General features: G+C 71.3%; 17 protein-coding genes. 10 read left to right on the top strand and 7 right to left on the bottom strand.

The window, feature by feature from the left end; genetic code table 11:
* Window positions 1-18: 18 nt before the first annotated feature.
* Window positions 19-1296: a M6 family metalloprotease domain-containing protein gene (locus tag OHT61_RS13725; RefSeq protein ID WP_329038264.1), complete on the bottom strand. Its 1278-nt coding sequence runs from the start codon at window positions 1294-1296 to the stop codon at window positions 19-21.
* A 273-nt stretch (window positions 1297-1569) separates the two neighbouring features.
* Between OHT61_RS13725 and OHT61_RS13720 the strand changes: the two genes are divergently transcribed.
* Both OHT61_RS13720 and OHT61_RS13715 read left to right on the top strand, forming a co-directional pair.
* The gene (locus tag OHT61_RS13720) at window positions 1570-2232 is read left to right on the top strand and encodes a TetR/AcrR family transcriptional regulator (RefSeq protein WP_329038262.1); all 663 of its coding nucleotides are present in this window, start codon (window positions 1570-1572) and stop codon (window positions 2230-2232) included.
* 233 nt (window positions 2233-2465) lie between these two features.
* Window positions 2466-3995, top strand: coding sequence for an MFS transporter (locus OHT61_RS13715; protein ID WP_329038260.1), 1530 nt, complete (start codon window positions 2466-2468; stop codon window positions 3993-3995).
* A 69-nt stretch (window positions 3996-4064) separates the two neighbouring features.
* Here OHT61_RS13715 and OHT61_RS13710 read toward each other — a convergent pair whose 3' ends face one another.
* A complete protein-coding gene (locus OHT61_RS13710) occupies window positions 4065-4577 on the bottom strand; it encodes a MarR family winged helix-turn-helix transcriptional regulator (protein ID WP_329038259.1) in 513 nt (170 codons plus the stop codon).
* A gap of 181 nt (window positions 4578-4758) precedes the next feature.
* Between OHT61_RS13710 and OHT61_RS13705 the strand changes: the two genes are divergently transcribed.
* The gene (locus OHT61_RS13705; protein ID WP_329038257.1) at window positions 4759-5541 is read left to right on the top strand and encodes a dioxygenase family protein; all 783 of its coding nucleotides are present in this window, start codon (window positions 4759-4761) and stop codon (window positions 5539-5541) included.
* Here the strand turns inward: OHT61_RS13705 and OHT61_RS13700 are convergent.
* Window positions 5489-6070: a GNAT family N-acetyltransferase gene (locus OHT61_RS13700; RefSeq protein ID WP_329038254.1), complete on the bottom strand. Its 582-nt coding sequence runs from the start codon at window positions 6068-6070 to the stop codon at window positions 5489-5491. The genes OHT61_RS13705 and OHT61_RS13700 overlap by 53 nt on opposite strands.
* A gap of 147 nt (window positions 6071-6217) precedes the next feature.
* Between OHT61_RS13700 and OHT61_RS13695 the strand changes: the two genes are divergently transcribed.
* A complete protein-coding gene (locus OHT61_RS13695) occupies window positions 6218-7219 on the top strand; it encodes a sigma-70 family RNA polymerase sigma factor (RefSeq protein ID WP_329038252.1) in 1002 nt (333 codons plus the stop codon).
* 116 nt (window positions 7220-7335) lie between these two features.
* On the opposite strand, the gene OHT61_RS13690 is transcribed toward OHT61_RS13695, so the two are convergent.
* The 3 genes from OHT61_RS13690 to OHT61_RS13680 all read right to left on the bottom strand — a co-directional run bounded on the left by OHT61_RS13690 (window position 7336) and on the right by OHT61_RS13680 (window position 10569).
* Window positions 7336-8343 carry a helix-turn-helix transcriptional regulator gene (locus OHT61_RS13690; RefSeq protein ID WP_329038250.1) on the bottom strand — a complete coding sequence of 336 codons (1008 nt, stop codon included), beginning with the start codon at window positions 8341-8343 and terminating at the stop codon, window positions 7336-7338.
* Between the two features lie 264 nt (window positions 8344-8607).
* Window positions 8608-9360, bottom strand: coding sequence for a DUF6227 family protein (locus tag OHT61_RS13685; protein WP_329038248.1), 753 nt, complete (start codon window positions 9358-9360; stop codon window positions 8608-8610).
* 123 nt (window positions 9361-9483) lie between these two features.
* Entirely contained in the window at window positions 9484-10569 is a 1086-nt protein-coding gene (locus OHT61_RS13680) for a P1 family peptidase (protein ID WP_329038247.1), read from the bottom strand.
* Between the two features lie 296 nt (window positions 10570-10865).
* Here OHT61_RS13680 and OHT61_RS13675 point away from each other — a divergent pair, with 296 nt between their 5' ends.
* From OHT61_RS13675 to OHT61_RS13650, 6 genes are read left to right on the top strand one after another with little or no spacing between them, the layout of a single operon-like run.
* Entirely contained in the window at window positions 10866-12026 is a 1161-nt protein-coding gene (locus tag OHT61_RS13675; RefSeq protein ID WP_443049430.1) for an MFS transporter, read from the top strand.
* A complete protein-coding gene (locus OHT61_RS13670; protein ID WP_329038246.1) occupies window positions 12023-14347 on the top strand; it encodes a molybdopterin oxidoreductase family protein in 2325 nt (774 codons plus the stop codon). Before OHT61_RS13675 ends, OHT61_RS13670 begins: the two co-directional genes overlap by 4 nt.
* A 7-nt stretch (window positions 14348-14354) precedes the next feature.
* A complete protein-coding gene (locus OHT61_RS13665) occupies window positions 14355-14957 on the top strand; it encodes a 4Fe-4S dicluster domain-containing protein (protein ID WP_329038244.1) in 603 nt (200 codons plus the stop codon).
* Entirely contained in the window at window positions 14954-15643 is a 690-nt protein-coding gene (locus OHT61_RS13660; RefSeq protein ID WP_329038242.1) for a QcrA and Rieske domain-containing protein, read from the top strand. Before OHT61_RS13665 ends, OHT61_RS13660 begins: the two co-directional genes overlap by 4 nt.
* Complete coding sequence (locus OHT61_RS13655) at window positions 15640-16041, top strand: hypothetical protein (RefSeq protein WP_329038241.1); 402 nt, start codon at window positions 15640-15642, stop codon at window positions 16039-16041. The genes OHT61_RS13660 and OHT61_RS13655 overlap by 4 nt, the downstream gene beginning before the upstream one ends.
* A gap of 22 nt (window positions 16042-16063) precedes the next feature.
* Complete coding sequence (locus tag OHT61_RS13650; protein ID WP_329038239.1) at window positions 16064-16291, top strand: hypothetical protein; 228 nt, start codon at window positions 16064-16066, stop codon at window positions 16289-16291.
* A 172-nt stretch (window positions 16292-16463) separates the two neighbouring features.
* Here OHT61_RS13650 and OHT61_RS13645 read toward each other — a convergent pair whose 3' ends face one another.
* Complete coding sequence (locus OHT61_RS13645) at window positions 16464-17027, bottom strand: RcpC/CpaB family pilus assembly protein (protein ID WP_329038237.1); 564 nt, start codon at window positions 17025-17027, stop codon at window positions 16464-16466.
* Window positions 17028-17312: the final 285 nt, after the last annotated feature.

Genomic DNA, 17312 nt, shown 5'->3' with positions numbered 1-17312 from the left:
TGAGCAGCCCGCGCCTGTTCAGGGCCGGGTGATCCGTATCCGGTAGTTCCCGTCCCCGTCCTTCGCGATCACGGAGATCCGTACGTTGTTGGCCCGGTCGGTGAACGTCTCGCCCGGTTCGAACGGGGCGTCGGAGAGTTCCGCGTGCACGTTGGGGCGTCTGGTGCAGCCGCCGCTGTACTCGGTGCTGTCGGCGACCGACACGGGGCCCTGGCCCGTGTCCACGTCCGAACTCACCTTGTAGATGAGTACACCGGGCCGGCAGACCGCCTCGTCGTTGCCTTCGGGGGTCCGGACCTCCACCGCCCAGCCGGACTGCGAGGTCAGCGGTACGAAGGCAAGTTTGGCGCCGCCCGTCGTGGCCAGGGGTCCGAGCGTGTGCTCACTGGTTCCCGACATCGCGGCGCAGCTGACCTGGTCGTCGTCCAGCCAGCCGAGCTTCCACTTGTGCCAGCCCAGGAGGTCGTTGTTGGCGCCCCAGTCCTCGGACATGATGTCCCAGTGCCCCACGGAGCCCCCGCCCTCCATGGTGTAGAGGTCGGGCAGTCCGAAGACGTGGCCGTTCTCGTGGGGCAGGACCCGGTAACCGGTCTCCGGGTACGACCCCGAACCGTCGTCCTGGCGGCTGTACACGAAGGACGTGTTGGCGAGCGGTACTCCGTCGGCGAAGGGCGCGTCGTCGTTGCCGGAGAAGGTCACGGACAGGACGGTGTCCAGGGCCGAAGGGCCGGCGTTCGGGGTGACCAGGACGTTGACCAGGTCGTACGCCGAGAAGTCGACCTTCGGGTCGGCGACGCTCACTAGGTCCTTCACCAGGTCGTGGTATCCCGGCTCAAAGGGTGATCCCCGCTCGATGCCGTATTCGGCGAACGGCAGCGGCATCCGCAGCCAGTCGTCCACGGGTGCTTCCGGGGCGTAGGTCAGACGGCCGTAGGAACTGGTGCTGAACCAGTCGCTGGTCTGCGGGAAGAACTCCGCCAGCCGGTCCGCGGCGGGTTCGGTCGCCTCGGCGTCGGGGAAGTCGATCATCAGGTTCAGGGCCTTGATCCGGCCCGTGGAGCGCGCGTAGCCCGGGGGGGTCGGTATGCCCTCCGACATCTGTACGCCCATGGTCGCGGATATTCGGCACGGTGCCAGGCCGGGACCCCGAGGTGCGGCCACCGGTCCCGCGGAGGCGCGGCTGGCGATGGGGAGGGTCGAGCTGGCCGATGCCATCGTGGCGATGACCAGGGCCGTCGCTCCGGCGAGCGCGAGGGGCCGACGCCAGGTGCGTATCCGGTGGCGGGGCTGCTGCATGGGCTTCGCCTTCGGGTCCGCGGCAGCCGGCCGGCCCTGGCTGCGCTCTGGCGCTCAGCCTCTTCCTGGTCGTGGGGTACCGCTCGCTGGGTGCGCCGATGGAGGGGTTTTCGTCGCGGACTCAACCTCTCCAGGTGATGTGGCGCAGGTCACAAAGGGGCGGGAAATAACCGGGGACCCATTCCCCGTTTGCACCTGTGTCCCCGCTAAGCGGGGGATCGTTCCCCGGTTGTGCTCCGGGGATCGCCACATACCGCAAGAAGGGCTGCCGTCGTGAAGACCGCTGTCGAACCCGCTGCCTTCGCCGTGGGCCGTCGTACGTCCCGCCCGCGGGCCGACGCGCTGCGCAACAGGGAGCGGATCGTCGCGGCTGCCCGTGAGATGTTCGTCGAGTTCGGGCCGCATGTGCCGCTCGACGACGTCGCGCGGCGTGCGGGTGTCGGAAACGCCACGCTCTACCGCAACTTCCCCGACCGCGTCGCCCTGATCCACGAGGTCGTACTCGCCGTCACCTCCCGCACGACCGATCGTGCGGAGGAGGCCGCCGCGGCCGAGTCCGACCCGTTCGCAGCGCTCAGCCGTTTCGTGCACGACGCGGCGGACGAGCGGATCGGCGCCCTCTGCCCGATGCTGACGGGCGCCTTCGACCATGAACACCCCGATCTGCTCGCCGAGCGCCGTCGCCTGGAGAAGGCCGTCGAAGGGCTCGTGGAGCGTGCCATGACCGCAGGGAGGCTGCGCACCGACATCGCCGTCGGTGACGTGCTCGTCGCCCTCTCCCAGCTCACCCGGCCACTGCCCGGCATCGCCTGCCCGGGCATCGACCGGTTCACCCACCGCCATCTGCAGATCTTCCTGGACGGGCTGGAGCTCCCGGCCCGGTCCGAGCTGCCAGGATCGGCGGCCACCTTGGAGGACCTGCGCAGCGGGCGCTGACGCCCGCGCACCGGACAACGCACAGACGACACGGCCCACCGAGGCCGCCACCACCGCGCGCCCCCAGAGGCCGCCATCACCCCTATGAAGCGAGCCGCGCCCCGGCCGTCAGGCCGGGCCGTCGGCTCCCCTCGCCTTCTTCCGGCTACGCAAGCGGCCCGTCAGCGGTCCCGTCGCCGGCGCCCCACGACTCACGACTTCACGACCCTTCGCGTCCTTAGGCGGCCACATCCATGTCGAAAACACTCGACACCCTGCCCGATCCCAATCGCTGGAAGGCGCTGGCCTTCATCGCCCTCGCCCAGCTGATGGTCGTGCTCGACTCGACCATCGTGAACATCGCACTGCCGTCCGCCCAGGCGGACCTGGGCATCTCCGACGGAAACAAGCAGTGGGTCATCACCGCCTACGCGCTCGCGTTCGGTGGTCTCCTGCTCTTCGGCGGCCGTATAGCCGACCTCTGGGGCCGTAAGCGCACCTTCGTGGTGGGCCTGCTCGGCTTCGCCGCGGCCTCCGCGCTGGGCGGTGTCGCCCAGGGTGAGGGCATGCTGTTCGGTTCGCGTGCCCTTCAGGGTCTGTTCGGCGCGCTCCTCGCACCGTCCGCCCTCTCCCTGCTCGCGGTGATGTTCAGCGACGCCAAGGAGCGGGCCAAGGCCTTCGGCATCTACGGAGCCATCGCCGGTGGCGGTGGCGCGGTCGGCCTGATCCTCGGCGGTTTCCTGACCGAGTACCTCAACTGGCGCTGGACCTTCTTCGTCAACGTCCCCTTCGCGATCGCCGCCGCCGCGGGTGCCTACATGGTCATCCGTGAGCCCGCCGGCAGCCGCAACCGTTCGGCGCTCGACATCCCCGGTGTGGTCCTGTCTACGCTGGGCCTCGTCTCGCTGGTGTACGGCTTCACCCGCGCCGAGTCGGCCGGCTGGTCGGACTCGGTGACCATCGGCATGTTCGTCGCGGCCGCGGTGCTGCTGTCCGCCTTCGTGCTCACCGAGGCGCGCGTGAAGTCGCCGCTGCTGCCCCTGCGCGTCGTGATGGACCGTAACCGCGGTGGTGTCTACCTCTCGCTGGGTCTCGCCATCATCGCGATGTTCGGGCTGTTCCTCTTCCTCACCTACTACCTGCAGCTGGTCAAGGGCTACACCCCGGTCAAGACCGGCTTCGCCTTCCTGCCGATGATCGCGGGCATGATCACCGGGTCCACGCAGATCGGCGCCCGCCTGATGACGAAGGTGCCGCCGAGGCTGCTGATGGGCCCCGGGTTCCTGGTGGCCGCCATCGGCATGCTGCTGCTGACCCAGCTGGACATCAACACCTCGTACGCGGGCGTCATCCTGCCGGCGGAGCTGCTGCTCGGCCTGGGCATGGGGTCGGCCTTCATGCCGGCCATGTCGCTGGCCACGCACGGCATCGAGCCGCGTGACGCAGGTGTGGCCTCCGCGATGGTGAACACCTCGCAGCAGGTCGGCGGTGCCATCGGCACGGCGCTGCTGAACACGATCGCCGCCGGAGCCACCACCGCCTACGTCGCCGATCACGTCGCCGGTGCCACGGACCCGAAGCTGCTGCAGCTGCAGGCCACGGTCGCCGGTTTCGCGAGCGCGATCTGGTGGGCGGTGGGCATCCTCGTCGTCGCCTCGGCGATCGCGGTGGTGCTGATCAACACCGGGCGTCCGGGTACGGGGACGGCCGGCGCGTCCGGCGGCTCCGGCGAGAAGGCGGACGGCGTCGACGACGAGCTCATGATCCCGGTCGTCGCGCACTGACCCCGTCTCAGGGCCGCGGGGCGTGACGCCCCGCGGCCGTCCACGGCCCCTGATCTGCCCTGGTTCCGCTCAGCGGAGCCAGGGCAGATCCGCGTCCGTGCCCTCGGGCTGCAGGCCGGTGGCGATGATCTGCATGATCTCGCCCAGGCTCGTCACCTGCTCCGGGGTGAGGCGGTCGAACATCGCCTGGCGTACGGCGTCGACGTGCCCCGGAGCCGAACGCGCCAGCATGGCGTGGCCCTCGTCGGTGAGCACGGCGTTCTGGCCGCGCTTGTCCGAGGGACACTCCTCGCGGCGGACCCAGCCGTTCTTCTCCAGCCGCGCGACGGCGTGCGAGAGGCGGGAGCGGGTGATCTTGGCGTCCTTGGCCAGCTCGGTCATGCGCATGCGCCGCCGGGGTGCCTGGGAGAGCTGTACGAGCAGCCCGTAGTAGATGTGCGGCATCCCGGCGTCCCGCTGCAGCTGGCGGTCGAGGTGGTCCTCCATGAGCGTGGTGGCATGGAGGTAGGCGCGCCACACGCCCTGTTCTTCGTCGGTGAGCCAGTGGGGCTCGCCGGTGGGTGCCGTGGTCATGGACTCCACTGTACGACCTTTTCTTGAAAGTTTAACTAGATAGGGCTAAGGTCTGGAGGTAGGAACTTGAAGATTCAAGATGCCTATTCGACGAGTCGGTCTGCCGATTCCCCGGCGCCGGCCGCAGGTACCTGTCCCCGGTGGTTGTAGAGAACACACATACCCCGGCCGGCAGGGGAACGGGAGTGCCATGACTGTCGCCGCGGACCGGATGCCCGCCCTCTACCTCTCGCACGGAGCCCCGCCGCTCGCCGACGACCCCGTGTGGCCCGGCGAGCTCGCGGCCTGGTCGGCCGGGCTGCCCCGCCCCAAGGCCGTCCTCATGGTGTCCGCGCACTGGGAGGAGGTCCCGCTCGCCATCGGCGCCACCGAAGCCGTGCCGCTCGTCTACGACTTCTGGGGGTTCCCCGAGCACTACTACCGGGTGCGGTACGCCGCGCCGGGCGCCCCCGGGCTCGCGGAGGACGTCCGCAAGCTGCTGCGGACCGCGGGAACGCCCGTCCAGGACATCCCGGACCGCGGACTCGATCACGGCGCGTACGTCCCTCTGGTCGAGATGTATCCGGACGCCGGCATCCCGGTGCTCCAGATCTCCCTGCCGACGCTCGACCCGCGGAAGCTGATGGACATCGGCAGGAAGCTCGCCCCGCTGCGTGACGAAGGGGTGCTCATCGTCGGCAGCGGCTTCTTCACGCACAACCTGGCCGCCCTGCGGCACCAGGGCGGCGGCACCCCCGGCTGGTCGGCGGAGTTCGACGACTGGGGCGACCGGGCGCTCCGGGCGCAGGACGTGGACGCCCTGCTCGACTTCGAGCACAAGTCCCCGGCCGGAAAGCTGGCCCATCCGCGCACCGAGCACTTCGCTCCGCTGTTCGTCACGCTCGGGGCCGCCGAGGGTGATCTCGACCAGGGGCGCAGCGTCATCGACGGCTTCTGGATGGGTCTCGCGAAACGTTCGGTGCAGTTCGGCTGAGCAGCGGCTTCTCGTACCAGGAGACGTCCCAGTACCGCCCGAACTTCCGGCCCACCTCGGTGTACGTGCCGACATGGCGGAAGCCGAAGGCGTCGTGCAGCCTGACCGACGCCTCGTTGGGCTGCGCGACCGCGGCGTAGGCGCGGTTCAGGTCCTCGTCCGCCAGGGCCTCGAACAGGGCCTTGTAGAGCAGGGTGCCGATGCCGCGGCCGGTCGCGCCGGGTGCGCAGTAGACGCTCACCTCCACGGAGGTGCCGTAGGCGGCCTTGGGCCGGTACGGACTGCTGGTGGCATAACCGAGGACCCGGCCGGCGTTGTCACCGGTACGGGGGTCCTGGGCAACCAGGAGCCGGTGGGGGCCGTCTTCCGGGTGGGAGCGCAGCCAGGGCAGGCGTTCCTCGGGGGCGAAAGGCGTCGTGTCGAAGGTGAGCGCCGTCTCACGGACGTAATGGTTGTAGATGTCCGTAAGGGGCGCCAGGTCGGCCTCGACGCCAGGTCTGACCAGCACTTCTGCGGGTATCCGCACCATGTGTCCTCCCGTGGGGGCGGACAGGGTACTGCATGATCTCAAAAGTGAATGGTCCCGGTGGGAATTCTGTCCGGATTCCAGTCGTTGTTTCCATCGGATGCAGGGCACCCGAAAAGGTGTCGCGACCTACTCAGTAAGGGAGCTCGCATGGCAACCCGTGCCGTCGCTCGTCGTTCGTCCGCCAGCACCGGCGGGACCGACCGGGCAAGCAGTGTTCGCGCCGTGGGCGGGGAGATCGCCGATCGCGACCTGGTCGGCATGTATCTGGACGAGATCGCACGCACACCTCTGCTCGACGCCGCCAAGGAGGTCGAGCTCTCCCAGACGATCGAGGCGGGCGTCTTCGCCCAGCAGATCCTCGACGGCGAGGTGGAGAGCGATGCCGGCGGAGCGACGCGTGAGGAGCTGGAGGCGCTGGTCGCCGAGAGCGAGCGCGCCAAGGACATATTCATCCGGTCCAACCTCCGGCTCGTCGTTGCCGTGGCCCGACGCTACCCGAGGGCGGGCCTGCCCCTCCTCGACCTGATCCAGGAAGGGAACGCGGGCCTGGTGCGCGCGGTCGAGAAGTTCGACTACGCCAAGGGCTTCAAGTTCTCCACGTACGCCACCTGGTGGATCCGGCAGGCCATCACCCGGTCCATCGCCGATCAGTCCCGCACCATCCGGCTCCCCGTGCACCTCGTGGAGGAGCTCGGCCGGATCCGGCGCGTGCAGCGCGAGTTCAACCGTGAGCACGGTCGCGACCCGGACCACGCGGAGATCGCGGCCGAGCTCGACACCAAGGCCGAGCGCGTCAGCAACGTCCTGGACTGGGCGCGCGACCCGGTCAGCCTGAACATGTCCGTGGACGACGACGGGGACACCCAGTTCGGCGACCTGCTGGAGGACACCTCCGCCGTCTCCCCCGAGCAGTCCGTGATGACGCTGCTGCGCAGCGAGGAGCTCGAGGACCTGATCGGCAAGCTCGACAACCGGACCGCTTCGATCATCCGGATGCGTTACGGAATCGAGGACGGACGGGAGCGGACGCTCACCGAGGTGGGCAAGCAGCACGGCCTGACACGAGAGCGGATCCGCCAGATCGAGAAGCACGCACTACTCGAATTGAAGCGAATGGCTCACGACACGGGCTTTGACGCTGCGGCGTGAGCCGATAACCCGTAATCTCCCCATCAAGCCGGTTCGCACCGGCCCGACGACCGGTCTCCCTTCCGGTCCCATGAGCTGAGTCCCGGCGCCCACCCCCCCCCGGCGCCGGGGCTCATTCATGTCCGCTCCACGACCGCCTTCTCCGCAACGGCCGGGCGAGGGGAGGCCGCGCGGGCCAAGCGGGCTCCCAGGGCGCCGAGGTGCTCCGCGAGTTCCGGCGGCCCGTGCACCTCGAACTCGCACTCCAGCAGGGCGAGCCGCAGCGCCACCCACTCCAGGGAGTCCGAGCAGACCGTGCGCAGGCGGCACTCATGCCCGTCCGAGGATTCCGGCACGCCGAGTCCCGCGGGCAGCCGCGCCCGCACGAACTCGGCGGAGGCCCGGAACGTCACGTCCAGGTGCAGCTCCGGCTGCGTCCGGGACATCGAGCGGGTGAGGAACTCCGCGGCGTCCTCGCTCCCACGGGGCAGTTCCCGCGCGGGGAAGCGGGCTCCGGTGGCGAACGGCTCGCTCACCCGGTCCACCCGGAACGTACGCCAGTCCTCACGGCCGATGTCGTACGCGACGAGATACCAGCGCCGGTCCGTGCTCACCAGCCTGTACGGCTCGACCTGCCGCCTGGACTCCGCGGAGTCCCCCGCCCGGTAGGCGAAGCGCAGCCTCTCCTGCCCGGTGACCGCGGACGCGATCGTCGTGAGCGTGCGCGGGTCGACCGTCGCACCGTCGCCACGGGTGAGCGGCACCGTGGCGTGCTGGAGGGAGGAGACCCGGTGGCGCAGCCGTGACGGCAGGACCTGTTCCAGCTTGGCCAGCGCCCGCACGGAAGCCTCCTCGACGCCCTCGATCGCATGCCCGGCCCCGGCCCGCAGCCCCACCGCGATGGCGACCGCCTCCTCGTCGTCGAGCAGCAGCGGAGGCATGGCCGTACCGGCCACCAGGCGGTAGCCGCCGATCGATCCGCGTGAGGCCTCGACGGGATAGCCCAGGCCGCGAAGCCGTTCGATGTCGCGGCGGATGGTGCGCGCACTGACCTCCAGCCGCTCGGCCAGCTCACTGCCCGGCCACTCCCTCGGCGTCTGGAGGAGGGACAGCAAGGTCAGCAGGCGTGCCGGGGTGTCCGTCATGCGACCAGGATGCCGCGCCTCAAGGCCGCCTACGGGGCTGTCGAACAACCGGAGGGATGCCTTCCGTGAGTGCCGGACGCCCGTCGACTTCTTGCGGGACGGGGCGGCCGGACGCCCACCCGGCACCTTGCGTGACGCAGGCCCACCGGACGGCGCTGCGTGCGCACCGTCGGGCGGCGCGCACCGTCGGGCGGTGGAGCGGCCGCGCCCCGCGCTTGCCGACGGTGCCCCGGGCTCGCCTGCGGTGCCCCGGGCGGGGCGGCGTCAGCAGATCCGGGTGCGGTTCTCCATGGCCCGGCGCGCGGACTGCTCGTCGTCGTAGACCTCGCACATGTGGCGGCCGTCGGGTGTGGCCGTGTGCTCGACCTCCCACAGGCTCGTCTCGGTGCCGTCCAGGAGCAGGAAGGCGTGCTCGTAGAGGGTGAAGCCCGCGTCCCGTCCGTCGACGTGGAACTGGCGGCCGAAGATCTGGGTGATGTGGTGGGCGAAGGCCGCCCGCAGCCGCCCGGCGGTCGCGGGGCCCGGCCGGTCGGCGTTCTCCGCGCGGCGAAGGACGCGACGGGCGTGGTCGGCCGAGTCGTCCTGGGCGTACATCCGGGGGACGGGGGCCGGGGGGACGCTCATCAGCAGGGTGAGGACTTCGAGATCCTCCCGCAGGCTGTCGTCGCCCAGTGCCGAGGCGGAATCCCAGAAGCTGCCCGCCAGTCGCGCGGCGGCCACGCGGGCATCGCCCTCGTCGTCGTACAGCTCGTGGCGGACCGCGGTCCCGGGGTTGTCCCTCCCGCCGCCGTGCACCAGCTCCCACAGGGTGAGTGCGGTGCCGTCGGAGAGGAGATAGGTGTGCCGGTAGGTCTCGCGGTGCAGGGCGGCGCTGTGATGGGAGGAGTAGAGGGAACTGCTGTGCGCCAGGGCCGTGCCGAGCCGGTCGACCGTGGTGTCGGACAGATCGAAGGAGTTGAGGGCGCATCGCAGGAGTCGCTCGAGGTGCTGCTCGGTTGTCTCGTACGGATCGCTCAAGGTGCTCTCTCCAGGCCGTCGCCGCGTGTTACCCGATGCGTGCATAACGTAGTCCCTGGGTCTGACATCGTGACCGGGGTTCGCAAAAAACGTACCGCGCACGCGGAAAGTTCCCCACACTCCTCAGGACGATCCATAGAGCTCGCCGTACGAAGGGAAGGTGCCCCCGGGGCCGTCGGCGCCCCGGGCCGCCCGGACGGCCTTGACGATGGCGCGGGCCAGGACGTCCGCGGCCGCCGCCAGCAGCTCGTTGAGGACGGCGACGGACTCCGGTGGCAGCGGCACCAGTCCGGTGGCCAGGGTGAAGACGGTGTCCCCGTCGGTGAGCAGGTGGACGGGCCGGACGGCGCGCGCGAGACCGTCGTGCGCCACCCCCGCCAGCTTCTGTGCCTGGGCCCGGGTGAGGGCGGCGTCGGTGGCGACGACGGCGATCGTGGTGTTGAACGGAAGGCTCCCCTCCGTGCTGTCTCCCTCCGCGCCGTCGCGCCGCGCCTCCTCGATCTCCGCCAGCCGGCGTCCCGCTGCCGCGTGCACCGCCGGGTCCGGGCGCACCGGGGGCTCGTCGGCGCCGTACTCGCCGTAGAGCACGCCGGTCCGCGGATCGAGCACGGAGCCCGCCGCGTTGACCACGGCCAGCGCGGCGACCGTGGCGCCGGAGGCGAGGCGCAGGCTCGCCGTGCCCACGCCGCCCTTCAGCCGCCCGGCGACCGCGCCCGTCCCCGCACCCACCGAACCCTCGGGCACCCGTGCGCCCGGATCGGTGGAGGCCGCAGCCTCCACCGCGGCCCGTCCGGTCGAGGCGTTGGGACGGGCCCGCCAGTCCCCGCCCCGGCCGAGATCGAAGAGACAGGCGGCGGGCACCACCGGCACCACCTGCGCGGGGTCGGCTCCGACGCGGACGCCGCGGCCCTGCTCCTCCAGCCAGGCCATCACGCCGGACGCCGCGTCGAGTCCGTAGGCGCTGCCTCCCGTGAGCACGATCGCGTCGACGCGCTGCACGAGGTTGCGCGGGTCGAGGGCGTCCGTCTCCCGGGTGCCGGGTCCGCCGCCCCGCACGTCCACGGCGGCCACCGCCCCGCCCCGCGGGGCCAGGACGACGGTGGTTCCGCTCAGCGCACGCTCGCCCGGCACCCGCGCGTGGCCGACACGGATCCCGGCCACGTCCGTCAGGGCGTCCAGCGGGCCGGGGGCGGGCAGGTCGTCGGTCATCGGAACTCCTCGTGGGGTGCGGCGGTGCTTGCCGGTCCGTCCATCGGCGAACGTACAGGCGGTGGCCGGCCGGGCGGAGGGCGTGCGGCGTGGAAGGGGGCGCGGCGTGGAAGGGCGTGCGGCGTGGAAGGGCGTGCGGCGTGGAAGGGGGCGCGGCGTGGAAGGGCGTGCGGCGTGGAAGGGGGCGCGCTGTGCCGTCCGGACCGGGGTGCGAGCGCGGGCCACCCGGGCGACGTACCCGTCCCCTGGAGGTCCATATGGGGGCTTAACGCCCATAGCGGCCCTACGGTGGCCGGGTGACCGAGCCACCAGAAGCCCCCTCCGAACCCGACCGGCACGATCCCGGTGCGCGTGCCGGCTCTCCCGGCGGGGCGGCCGCGGGGCTGTCCGGCCGGAACCCGTCCCTCCTGACCCGGGCGGCCGACGCCCTCCCGCGCTCCGTGTCCGGCCGCGCCACCCTGGTCGGGGCGCTGGTCTCCGGACTGCTGATCATCGCCATCGTGCTCGGCAGCCGCCTGCTGCACGACTTCGACTCGGCCCTGCTGCCCTACGCCGTGGCCACGGTCTTCCTCGCCTTCGGGGTCGCCTACCGCTACACGGTCTGGATCTCCGCCCCGGGCGCCCGGCGGCTTTTCGAGAAGGGCTGGGGCAGCCTGTTCTCGGCCGAGAACTTCCGCAGGGCACCCACCGCCCTGCCGACGATGGCCGCGACCTACCTCGGTTTCCAGAAGTTCCTCGGCGCGCGCTCCCACGCCCGCTGGGCGGCCCACCAACTGATCTTCTGGGGCTGCATCCTGGCCGCGCTGATCACCTTCCCGCTGACCTGGGGCTGGTTCACCTTCACCTCCGGCAGCGGCTCGGGTCCCGGTTACGAGATGCGCGTCTGGGGCTTCAAGATCCTCGGCTTCGACTCGCTGGACTTCGTCGGCTGGGTGCTGTTCCACGGTCTGGATCTCGCCGCCGTACTCGTCATCCCCGGCGCCTCCTACTTCCTGTGGCGGAGGATGAAGGACCGCGGCGCGATCACCGGCCAGCGTTTCGCCTACGACATGGTCCCGCTGCTCGCCCTGATCATCATCTCGGTAACCGGCCTGTTGCTGACCTTCTCCTCGATCTTCCTGCACGGCGGCGGCTACCAGTTCCTCGCCGTCCTGCACATGGTCTCGGTGGTCTTCACCCTCATCTACATCCCCTTCGGGAAGTTCTTCCACATCGTCCAGCGTCCGGCGGCGGTCGGAATGCAGCTCTTCAAGTACACGGGGCGTCAGCACGACGAGGTGTTCGCCTGCCGCCGCTGCGAGGAGCCGATCGACACCGGCCCGTACGTCGAGAACCTGCGCGGCACCATGCGCGACCTCGATCTCGGCTTCGACGCATGGGCCGAGTACTGCCCGCGCTGCAAGCGGGTCCTGCGTGGCAACGCCTATCTCACCCAGGTCAAGAAAGGCTTCAAGTGACAGCGGACCCCCGCGCTGCAGGCCCCTCCACGGCCGTCCCCCTCGACCCCGCCCTCGCCCCGCCCGGCACGCGCGGTTTCCGGGACGCGGGCGGCATCCCGGCCGACCGGTGGCACGCCGACCAGAACGGCGAGACGCTCGTCCCGACGCACTGCTGCTTCTGCGGCGTCCAGTGCGGGATGTACCTCCGCGTCGACCACGGGGGCAAGGTCTTCGGCGTGGAGCCCCGCAATCACGACATCAACCGCATGCGGCTCTGCCCCAAGGGCATCAACGCCTATCAGCAGGTCAACCACCCCGACCGGCTGACCGCCCCGCTCATGCGGCGCTCCCGGGACGAGGAACTGCGCGAGGTCTCCTGGGACGAGGCGCTGGACTTCACCGTCTCCGAGATCAGGCGCATCCAGCGTGAACACGGCAACGACGCCTTCGGAGTCCTCGGCGGCGCCAGCCTGTTCTCCGAGAAGACGTACCTGGTCGGGAAGTTCGCCCGGGTCGCGCTCAGGACCCGGCACGTCGACTACAACGGCCGCCTCTGCATGGTCAGCGCCGCGGGCGCCAACAAGCTCGCCTTCAACATCGACCGGGCCGGCAACCCGTTCTCCGACATCCTGCTCACCGACTGCCTGCTGCTCGCCGGAGCCAACGTCGGGGAGTGCTTCCCGGTGCTCACGCAGTACGTCTGGGGGGCCCGCGACCGGGGCGCCGCCCTGATCGTCGTCGACCCGCGCGAGACCGCCGTCGCGCGCACGGCCGACATCCATGTCGCCCTCAAGCCGGGCACCGACTCCGCCTTCTTCAACGCCGTGCTGAACGTCGTGATCGAGGAGGGCCTGACCGACGAGGCGTTTCTCGCCGCCCACGCCGACGGCTGGGATGAGGTCAAGGCCAACGCCGCCCAGTACCCGCCGTCCCGCGCCGCCGAGATCTGCGGCGTCCCTGCGGAGCAGGTCGTCCAGGTCGCCCGCGCCTTCGCCCGCGCACCCAAGGCGATGGCCTTCCACGCCCGGGGCATCGAACACCACACGCAAGGTGTCGAGAACTGCCTCACCGTGATCAACCTCTGCGCCGCTACCGGCCACCTCGGCAAGCCCGGTGCCGGGTACGGCACCCTGACCGGTCAGGGGAACGGGCAGGGGGGCCGCGAGCACGGCCAGAAGTCCGACCTCCTCCCCGGCGGCCGCTCGATCCTGAACGAGGAGCACCGCCGGCAGATCTGCGAGATCTGGGGGATCGAGGAGTCCGAACTCCCGGCGGCGGGCACCTCGATGATGGAGATGGTCTGGCAGATGCAGCGCCGCGAGATCCGCGGCCTGATCGGCATCTGCAACAACCCGTTCGTCTCGTTGCCCAACTACGCCGTGGTGAAGGATGGTTACGACGCCACCGAGTTCCACGCCCAGTTCGACTTCTTCCTGTCCGAGACCGCGGCCAACGCGCACGTCGTCTTCCCCGTCACCGTGTGGGCGGAGGACGAAGGGGTGATGGCGAACGCGGAGGCGCGGGTGGTCAAGCACAACAAGGCGCAGGAACCGCCCTCCGGCGTGCGGACCGACACCTGGGTGATGTGCGAACTCGCCCGGCGGCTCGGCGCAGGGGACAAGTTCGCCTTCGGCGGTTCGCGGGACGTCTTCGACGAACTGCGCAGGGCGTCGGCCGGCACCGTCATCGACTACTCCGGCATCACCTACGAGCGTCTGGAGGAGACCGGCGGGATCGCCTGGCCGTGTCCGTCGACCGACCATCCGGGCACGCCTCGGCTGTTCGAGGACGGCACGACCTATCACGCGGACGGCAAGATCCACATGCAGGTCGTCGAATGGCATCCACCGGCCGACCCGTACGACGACGAGCACCCCATGTCGCTGACCACCGGACGCACCGTCGCCCACTTCCTCTCCGGCAACCAGACCCGCCGGCTGGGAGCCCTCGTCGAGCAGACCCCGCGGCCGTGGGCCGAGGTGCACCCCTCCCACGGCTTCCGCAACGGCGAACCCGTCCGTGTCGTCACCCGCCGCGGCAGCGAGGTCTTCCCCGCCCTGGTCACCGAGGCGATCCGCCCCGACACCGTCTTCATCCCGTACCACTGGCCCGCCCCCACTTCGGCCAACGTGCTCACCATCGACGCCCTCGACCCCCGCTCCAAGATCCCCGAGTACAAGGTCTGCGCCTGCCGCATCGAGCACGCGGCGGCGATCGACGAGGTACCGGCGCCTCCGGTCGCGCCCGGCCACGTCGCCTATCCCGAGACCCAGGTCTCCCGAACCGACCCGTTGCCGCCGACGGCCCCCCAGGGCCGCGGGACCTCGGAGAGGAGCTGATGCCCCGATGATGGGCAGAACGATCTTCATCGATCCGGGCCGCTGCATCGGCTGCCAGGCCTGTGTCTCCGCCTGCCGGGAATGCGACTCCCACCGCGGCAAGTCGATGATCCACCTCGACTACACCGACGAGGGCTCCTCCGTCGCCTCCCTTCCCACGGTCTGCATGCACTGCGAGGACCCCGTGGCCCCCTGCGCCGAGGTCTGCCCGGCCGACGCGATCCTGGTCACCGCCGACGGGGTCGTGCAGCAGGCGGACACCACCCGCTGCATCGGATGTGCCAACTGCGTCAACGCCTGCCCCTTCGGTGTCCCGAAGATCGACCTCCAGGCGAAGCTGCAGATGAAGTGCAACCTCTGCTACGACCGCACCGCCTACGGCCTCGCGCCGATGTGCGCCACCGTCTGCCCGACGGGCGCCCTGTTCTACGGCACCGTCGAAGAGCTCCAGGCGGAGCGCCCCGGGGTGCAGGTCGCCGACACGTTCGTGTTCGGCGAGAGCGAGGTCCGCACGGGTGTGGCCATGGTCGTGCCCGCCGAGCGGGTCCGGTGGCCGGTGCCGGGTGGACTGCCCGTCGTCGAGATCAACGGGAAGGACGTCCGCCCATGAGCGTCACCGAGCAGGAGCAGCCGGGGCGCGACCATTCGGGCGGCGACCCCCACGGGGCGCTGCACGACAGGATCGCCGCGGACTCGCTCACCACCCGCCGCGACTATCTCCGGATCGTCGCCACGGTCTCCGGCGGCCTCGCCGTCGGCGGACTCGGGGTGGCGGGTGGCATCCTCCACCGGCACGGGGAGACGGAGGACGGCAAGGCGCCGGCTCCGAAGCAGATCGCGACGCGGCTCCTGCCCGGCCAGTCGCTCGCGTTCCGGTATCCCGGTGACGAGGACCGGGCGGTCGCCGTGCGGATGGACGACGGCACCCTGGTGGGCTACTCCGCCGTCTGCACCCACCTGGCCTGCGCCGTGCTCTGGCGCAAGGAACGGGGTTCGGAGGGCGAGCTCTACTGCCCGTGCCACGAAGGGGTGTTCGACGCGCGGACCGGTGAGGTCACGGCCGGTCCGCCGCCCCGCGGACTGCCCAAGGTCGCCCTGACCGAGCTGGACGACGGCAGCATCTGGGCCGTCGGCACCACCCGGTCCGGGGAGACCATCGAGGAGGGGCTGTGCCGCCAGCTCGGCGACGGCAGCCCGGAACTCGCCGCCCGCATCGGCTGCCCGGGCGCCGGGGGCGCCGAGGCTCCGCCGAAGACCTCGCCCTCCGCCGCCGGGGCACCCGGGGGGCGGGCATGACGGAGCCCCTGGACCCGGTCGAGCCACCGCGGCTGCAGGCCCGTCCCGCGACACCCCCCGATTACCATCCGGGCAGCGCGCGCGCCGAGCTGAACCGTCCCCTGCACGAGCGGTACGCCCAGATCCGCCCCACCAGCGGTTACGCCGATCCCCGGGTACGCCACACGGGCCCGGGACCCGGGGCGGGTACGGAGCAGGAACCCGAGCGCTCGGCGAAGCTGACGGCCCGGCTGGTGCTGGCCCTGAGCGTCGTCGTGGGTCAGCTGTGGGCGCTGACCGAGGTCGTGAACGTGTGGATGGAGGGCGACACCGGTACGGCCTGGTGGGGCGCGGGATTCCTGTGCCTGTCGTTCCTCGTCGTCCTGGGCCTGTGGCTGCTCGACCCGAAGGACCGCTGAGCGTCCGCCGTACCCTGGACGTATGAGTACCGCCCCCACCTCCGGACCGCGAGAAGCGAAGCCGCGGCAGTCGCAGGAACAGCCGCCGCGGGAGCCCCGGCCCAAGCCGCCGGCTCTGATCTTCGACGATCCGCTGGACCGGCAGTCCTCGGACGACACGGACCGGGGGTGGGGCGAGCGGGCTCCCGCCGGTGACAGCGCCGCCGACCTCGCGCGCTTCCTCGACGAGAAGCCGCCCCACCACATCTGAGCACGGCTCGCCGCACCGCCGGGATGAAGCCGCCGCACCGGGCTCGCGGGCCACGGCCGGACCGGACCAGGTGTCGCTTCCCCCGGGCATGACGCGGTGGGAGGGACCCGCGCCGCTCGCCGGGGGTCCCCAGCCGGGTACGCCCGTCGCGTGAGGTCCTGCGATTCCGTGCCTACCGGGCATGGGTCACCGCCACCGCGAGCCGGCCCACGGCCCCGGCCCCGGCCAGGGCCTTCGCGGTATCCCGTCCGACGGACAGGACCACCAGGGCGCCCCCGTCCCCGCCCGGCACGTCGTCCACGCCCCGGTCCGACGGCCGCCCCGCGCCTGCTCCGTGCGGCACCTGCGCCACGCGCACATCGCGGGCCACCACCTCGGCCTCGGCGTCCCCGCCGCGCGCCGCGATGACGTCGACGCGGTCCCCGGGGCGCAGCAGGGCGACCGTCGCCGCGTCGGCGATCCGCACCGGTGCGGACACGAGCCGGACGGCCCGTCGCCGCTCCGGCTCCGGCTGAGCCGCTCCGGCGGTCGCCGCGGCTCCCCTGTCCCCGCCCAGTTGCGACGCGGCGAGGACGGCCGAAGCCAGCGCGAACCCCACCGCGAACGCCCTGCGCCTCGCGCGCAACGCCCGCCGGATGCGTCTCCTGCCGCCGCCGCGCACGCGCAGGGGTGCGAAGGGCGGAATGCCGCAGGGGGCGGGGAGCGCGGGACGCGTATCGGGGACCGACGGGAACATGGCCAACACCACCTGACGTGTGGGAAGTCCGCGCGACGCCCGCGAGGGAGCCCACGCGGACGACCGTGAGGGGAGCCCGGCGGAGTGCCCGCCCGACTTCCCTCACGATCCACCGCCGGTGGATTTCCCGCTCGGCCCTGTGGACAACCCGAGCGATGTGGAAATCGCGGCCACCCACAGGAGTTGGCGCCGAGGCGTCAGGTTGCCGGCCTAGCCCACCTGAACCGTTGCGGCCAGGACCCGCCCGAACGGTTGCCGGGCTGCCCACCTGCATCGTTGCGGCCA

The organism is Streptomyces sp. NBC_00178 (assembly GCF_036206005.1).
Classification (GTDB): Bacteria; Actinomycetota; Actinomycetes; order Streptomycetales; family Streptomycetaceae; genus Streptomyces.
This window is presented reverse-complemented; position numbering and strand designations above follow the sequence as displayed.